General features: G+C 35.4%; 7 protein-coding genes. 5 read left to right on the forward strand and 2 right to left on the reverse strand.

Annotated features, from left to right (window positions below; translation table 11 throughout):
• The first annotated feature begins 38 nt into the window (after positions 1-38).
• Positions 39-1595: an SDR family oxidoreductase gene (locus Q0L29_RS08865; protein WP_296620932.1), complete on the forward strand. Its 1557-nt coding sequence runs from the start codon at positions 39-41 to the stop codon at positions 1593-1595.
• 411 nt (positions 1596-2006) lie between these two features.
• On the opposite strand, the gene Q0L29_RS08870 is transcribed toward Q0L29_RS08865, so the two are convergent.
• Positions 2007-2558: a DUF2911 domain-containing protein gene (locus Q0L29_RS08870; RefSeq protein ID WP_296620934.1), complete on the reverse strand. Its 552-nt coding sequence runs from the start codon at positions 2556-2558 to the stop codon at positions 2007-2009.
• Positions 2559-2757: 199 nt separating this feature from the next.
• On the opposite strand from Q0L29_RS08870, the gene Q0L29_RS08875 reads away from it, so the two are divergent.
• The 4 genes from Q0L29_RS08875 to Q0L29_RS08890 are packed head-to-tail and all read left to right on the forward strand — an operon-like array spanning position 2758 to position 5069.
• The gene (locus Q0L29_RS08875) at positions 2758-3183 is read left to right on the forward strand and encodes a hypothetical protein (RefSeq protein WP_296620935.1); all 426 of its coding nucleotides are present in this window, start codon (positions 2758-2760) and stop codon (positions 3181-3183) included.
• 42 nt (positions 3184-3225) lie between these two features.
• A complete protein-coding gene (locus Q0L29_RS08880; RefSeq protein ID WP_296620936.1) occupies positions 3226-3600 on the forward strand; it encodes a hypothetical protein in 375 nt (124 codons plus the stop codon).
• On the forward strand, positions 3597-4700 hold the full coding sequence (locus tag Q0L29_RS08885; protein ID WP_296620938.1) for a hypothetical protein: 1104 nt from the start codon (positions 3597-3599) through the stop codon (positions 4698-4700). Before Q0L29_RS08880 ends, Q0L29_RS08885 begins: the two co-directional genes overlap by 4 nt.
• Before the next feature lie 9 nt (positions 4701-4709).
• Positions 4710-5069, forward strand: coding sequence for a hypothetical protein (locus tag Q0L29_RS08890; RefSeq protein WP_296620939.1), 360 nt, complete (start codon positions 4710-4712; stop codon positions 5067-5069).
• A gap of 134 nt (positions 5070-5203) precedes the next feature.
• Here the strand turns inward: Q0L29_RS08890 and Q0L29_RS08895 are convergent, their stop codons facing one another.
• Entirely contained in the window at positions 5204-5422 is a 219-nt protein-coding gene (locus tag Q0L29_RS08895; RefSeq protein WP_296620941.1) for a hypothetical protein, read from the reverse strand.
• Between the last annotated feature and the right edge of the window lie 382 nt (positions 5423-5804).

The raw sequence follows: 5804 nt of genomic DNA on the forward strand, positions 1-5804 counted from the left end.
AATATTCATGACTATTTTTGTGGCTTCAAAATTGATATATGACAGAAATTCAGGAAGAAAGCAAGCCCAAAGCTTTCAGTGAAGAACAAATTGATGATTGCATTTCTCTTCTAGAGACATTGAATTTGGATACCAATCAAATTTTTAACATCCCCAAAGAGAAAAGAACAGCCTTGCTGATGGCAGCAGGCCTATTTTCTAGACCGAGCAGGGAAGAATTTCGAAGGAGAAAGAAAGAAGCCAGGAAATCTGAAAAGAGAAAAATCAAAGAAAAGGATAAAGCTGCAAGAAATAAGACAGGAATAAGAAGTGCCCGCGAGGCTTTAGTTTTTGAGGCTCCCAAAATGATTGCTTTAACAGGCAAGATTCCCAAGTCTGATGTAAAATTGGAAAATCCTCGTGAGTGCTATGTTTGTAAAAATCAATATGACATTCTGCATCATTTCTATGATACGATGTGCCCAAGCTGCGGTGATTTCAATTATGCCAAGCGCTACCAAAGCGCAGACTTAACCGGTCAGGTGGCACTGATCACGGGTTCTCGATTGAAGATTGGCTATCATATTACGTTAATGATGCTGAGGGCAGGTGCCACTGTGATTGCAACTACCCGTTTTCCGGTTGATTCAGCGCTTCGTTTTGCGAAAGAAGACGATTACCACAAATGGAAGCATAGACTGAAAATTCATGGCTTGGATTTAAGACATATTCCTAGCGTAGAGATTTTCTGTAATTTTATTGAGCAGCAATATGACAGGCTGGATGTATTGATTAATAATGCTGCACAGACTGTAAGGCGACCAGCGGGTTTTTATCAGCACTTAATGCCAAATGAAGAAAAGGCTATCTCTGAATTACCAGCCTCCGCACAGGAATTACTTTCAGATCATGTAGCTTGCGTAACTGAACTGCAAGAATTAAGCGAGGGAGTTGCAGATGGGCAAAAGAATCTACCTGTAAGTTGGCATGGAAAAAGACTAGGAGTGGGGCTCAGTAATTCCGCTAAGCTGTCTCAAATCCCATATAGTATCGATAATTCATTAAGTGCAGAAGAAGTATTCCCGGAAGGAAAATTAGATGCTGATTTGCAACAAGTAGATTTAAGAAAAACCAATAGCTGGAGATTAAAATTAGGAGAGATTAATACCATTGAAATGGTAGAAGTGCAATTGGTAAATGCTGTTGCGCCTTTTGTGTTATGCAATCGTTTAGCGACTCTGATGAAGAAGGACGATACGGGAAAGAAACATATCATCAATGTTTCCGCTATGGAAGGTAAATTCCATCGATATCATAAGGAAGACCGTCATCCGCATACGAATATGGCCAAAGCGGCATTGAATATGATGACGCATACTGCAGCATCTGATTTTGCTAAATATGGCATTTATATGAATGCGGTAGATACCGGATGGGTAACGGATGAAGATCCTGCTGAATTGGCGAAAAAGAAAGAAAAAGAGCATGATTTCCAGCCGCCTTTAGATATAGTGGATGGTGCTGCACGTGTGATGGATCCTTTGTTCGATGGCATCAATACCGGCAAACACTGGTGCGGTAAATTTTTAAAGGATTATAGGCCGATTGATTGGTAGAGCCCTCTGTCCCTCGAAGGGGTAAAGCGCACAGAAATTCTTTTGCGTTTTAATTTTATTAGGCATTAATATTCAATTCAAATTGTTGCATTTTACTATGTACTATTCATTGAGTCTATCCCTCAATGCTATTAAGTTAAGGTGATTTTTCTTCTCCAATGGAAACTCACTTGATACTTTACAGGAAAACCTTTTGCCCCATCGGGGTAAAATTATGGTAACTAAACCAAAAAAAAACTAGCCTAAGGCCCGTAGGGCTGACATTATATAGGCCTGAAATAATTCTAAGGTTGGGTCCAACAATCAAACCGCATAACACTTTGGATAAAAACATGAGACTTCAAAGTTTAACTTAATAGTATTGTATATCCCTTTAGGGGAAGACCAATTTCTTTGCAGTTAATGCCATTTTTATTGAAGTGTTACAGGAACTTGAAACATAGTTTGATCCCAACTAAAGTTAATATTGGCACCATTGTCAGTTGAGTTAAAGCCAATGGTAAAAGTCTCAACAGCAGAAGCAGGTTGTTGTACCGGAGTTTCAATTGTTAGTACATCCAAATCATAATCAGGTTCTGCTGCTCCAAAGAAAACGTCCGTTTCACTGTTTAAGGTGATTTCAAATGTATCGGGACCAGGAACTGCATACATGCGGTATGTTCCGGCATCTACTGCTTTTCCACCGAAAGTGACATCTTTATTAAAACTAATTTCGGTTGCTGCATTGGCGCCCAGTCTCCAGTATTTACCGTAAGGCTGTAAAGCTCCTTCGCTTTCTTCACCAAATATCTGTCTACCTTTTTTTGAAGGTTGACTATAATCAATGGTAATTTCCAATCCGGCTTCATTATAAGTGACTGTTGCGGGTGGGCTTACTGGGGTTGCAAAAAACAATCCGTAAACTACCCAAATAATAAATAGGAGTAATAATACTCCAAATCCAAGTAAAATTTTCTTTTTCATAATGGTGTTTTTTTGCCAGTGAAGCTACGTATTTATGACATCAAATCATCAGAACATCTAAGATTTTTAAGGCTCTAAACTAAACAACATCAAATTTAGTAGGAATATGATAATGAGAAAAATACCTAAATATAGGTATTGTATTAATTAATTGAACTTAAGAACTTTATTGCTCAATCAAAAACCTTTGCACTTGTATATGGATAAATTAATACAAATAGCCACTCAAGAACTTGGTCAGAAAGAGATATCAGGAGACCGTCACAGTAACTCACCTAAACCTGGAGATGTAGTAATTTATTGGTATGAAAGTCGACAACCATGGAAAGGTAGCTTTAGACAATTATCAACTAGTCAGTTATTAAACCTTCCCGAACCTACCTTGGAAAGAATAGATAAAGGAGGTAACTCCGATCCTGAGAAAAATCCACCATCGACTAGCGCCATTTCTAACATGAAACGATCAGAAACTACATGGATTGAACTTGTTACTAGGCATGGAATAATAGAACTAGAACCAGAAGCTAATTTGCTTGAAGCGAAAAGTTTAAAAGAAAGTGAGAAGGCATTCAATGATGTGAAAATCAATTCTGATGGATCAGATGGTGATGATGTTATTGAATGAATTAATGATAAAATAATAAATGTAAAAAGTAAAGTTTAAATAATGAAAACTATAGAATTTAACCCAAATGGAGAAGCTTTGAAAGTCTCCTTTAAATTTTCAGGATTTTTATTAGCCTCTTATACGTATACTCTATGGGAAGCTGAGAGCAATCATAAAGTGGTATATGAAAAAGGGAATAACCAAAACCCTCAAGATGATACATATCAACTACCAATGCCGTTAAAGGCTAACGATGGGCGTCTAATCCAGCTTAGAACAGAGTTTATTGCTCAAGATCCTAGTAATGTGAAAAATTATACAATTTCAGCAGAGGTATATCAGGGAAGTAATCTACTAGGTTCTGCAAAAGACGAAGGTGGAAATACAGGATCTGCTCAAAGTTCACTAATTTTTATAAAAATGGAGACCTTATGAAAAAAATAATAATTACAATATGTCTATTGGCAACTGCAACTACACTTTTTGCGCAAAGTAAAGAAGATACAACCCTTATAAAGAATTTTAGGCTTGATTTTGCAGTTCCAGATATGCCTGCTTTTAAGATGCTTGGGACAAATCCCAGTAACATTTTAAGACCTTCGTCCCCGCAAGCCTTATCTCTGATGATTTCTGAAATAGGGGGTGGAGATGGATTTGTACTACCAAAATCTTTCGCTGCTGAACTTGCTCCTTACATCCTCATGAAATCAGGATCACTTACTTTAGAAGATTATGATAAAAACTCGCAATTATATAATCTTAGACTTTCATTAGGTACATCAAGAAATCCTGAAAATAGTACTACTACAGATGTATCAATAGGTTTTAGGACTACATTAATTGATAAGGGAGATTTGAAAAATGATCAACAATATCGCAGACACATATATAAACTATTGGCTGATAAAGGAGAGTTGAAAGATAAATATCAGGCTGAATATCTTACCAATAATAATTTAAATATTCAGGATGTTGCACAAAGTGAAGTTAAACTAACAAGTATGAATGAATATATAAACAAGAAAATAGAAGATTATGAAGCAAATTTTGATTATCGACTGGATACTTTAAAACAGGGTTTCAAAGAAAGAAATTGGAATAAGCAAAAACTTGATGTTGCATTAGCTATGCTAGGTTCTTCACCAGATAGTCTTACTGAAAATATTGAATTTAATAAATTCTCCTTATGGTCTACTTACGGAGCACCTGTTGGTACTAATGGTCAAATACTTCTTGGGTTCAATTATAACTACTTTACTAATGACAGTATAGAATATGGTATTACTTCATTAACATCCAGATTTTATGGAGGCTCAAATAGTTATAAAGGATTTGGTGAAATTCAAGTAAAGCGTAATGAAAACCTTAAATCAAATTTCTTTTACTTGGCACTGGGGGGAGAAATAAATATTAAAGATGGAATCTGGGCAAACATTTCAGCCGGTTTAGAACGCAACTGGACTGACAATAATTCCTATTTTGTATCTCATTTTGATCTGAGATTTACAATCCCAGAAGATATAAAACTATTTTAGGTATTCACTTTGGCAAAAAATGCAATTGAAGATATCCAATCTGAATGTCAATCATCCTTATTATTAATTTTTCATGAATTGTTGGCTCCGATTAGAAGTGAAATTGATTTTAATGATCCGAGAAGGTATTCATTCATCAATCTGGAGCTATATGAAACCATGTTTTTTGGCTTCACTTTACATAGATTAAAGGAATATATAGGCAAATATAAAGGAGATATTGCGGATGAGAAATTTGAATATATTGTAGAAGAGGCACAGTTGGAATCCCTGCAAGAATTATTTGATCAAGTAGGTAGATCGACCTCAACTTTGCGAAAGAAATTAAACAGATTTAGGAAAGATAAAGCTCGTAAAAAACCCTTTTGATAAAGACTAAAAATTAAGTCCTGCTTGAAATAGGTACTTAATAGCTGTAAGCTACCAAATGAAAGCAGGGCTTAATTTTAATTATAGAATAGTATTTTATTTATATAGTTTTGAAGTAGGGGAGTTGACCAATCTTAATCCTCCCAACCACAAAGTGTTTTCTTAGATCCTCTCGCATCTGATAGGGTCACTTTCACCACTTCTGCTTTACAAGCATTTAAGCCTCTACAATCCTTTTTATAATGGTATTTTTTCGATGTGTTACTGTCACAAATGTAAACATGATCAACAGCAGTATGGAAGGAAAAGATTAATATGGAAATAAATACCAAGGAGCTTTTCAGGAATTTCATATCTAAATTTATTTAGTGCTATTAAAGATAGCTAGTATTATTATATAGGCACTAAGTGTAATTGATATATTAATTAAAATTTTTATTGATTTTAGGAAGTAGCAGCAAATTGAACACCTCTGAGCATTTTGTTTTTACTACTGAATCCGAGATACCGTTGCTGTTTAGTGACGGGGATGATGTTGAGTAAGGGGATGTTTACGTGAAACTACCACTAGTAGGGGAGTGAAGCATCAATTTATATTCGTCTATAAATTTGATAAACGAAAACAGCATCTAAATATTCCTACATTTTTCTTGATAATTATCTTTTTGTCCGTAAATTTGTCCGTGTCCGTAAATATGTCCGTAAGAATGGCAACTATAAATTTCTATTTAGATT

It is taken from the genome of Marivirga sp. (assembly GCF_024636815.1).
In the GTDB taxonomy this organism is placed as follows: domain Bacteria; phylum Bacteroidota; class Bacteroidia; order Cytophagales; family Cyclobacteriaceae; genus Marivirga.

Coding starts and splice junctions, on each gene's coding strand:
- Q0L29_RS08865 (WP_296620932.1), top strand. CDS start 39: ATGACAGAAATTCAGGAAGAAAGCAAGCCCAAAGCTTTCAGTGAAGAA.
- Q0L29_RS08870 (WP_296620934.1), bottom strand. CDS start 2,558: ATGAAAAAGAAAATTTTACTTGGATTTGGAGTATTATTACTCCTATTT.
- Q0L29_RS08875 (WP_296620935.1), top strand. CDS start 2,758: ATGGATAAATTAATACAAATAGCCACTCAAGAACTTGGTCAGAAAGAG.
- Q0L29_RS08880 (WP_296620936.1), top strand. CDS start 3,226: ATGAAAACTATAGAATTTAACCCAAATGGAGAAGCTTTGAAAGTCTCC.
- Q0L29_RS08885 (WP_296620938.1), top strand. CDS start 3,597: ATGAAAAAAATAATAATTACAATATGTCTATTGGCAACTGCAACTACA.
- Q0L29_RS08895 (WP_296620941.1), bottom strand. CDS start 5,422: ATGAAATTCCTGAAAAGCTCCTTGGTATTTATTTCCATATTAATCTTT.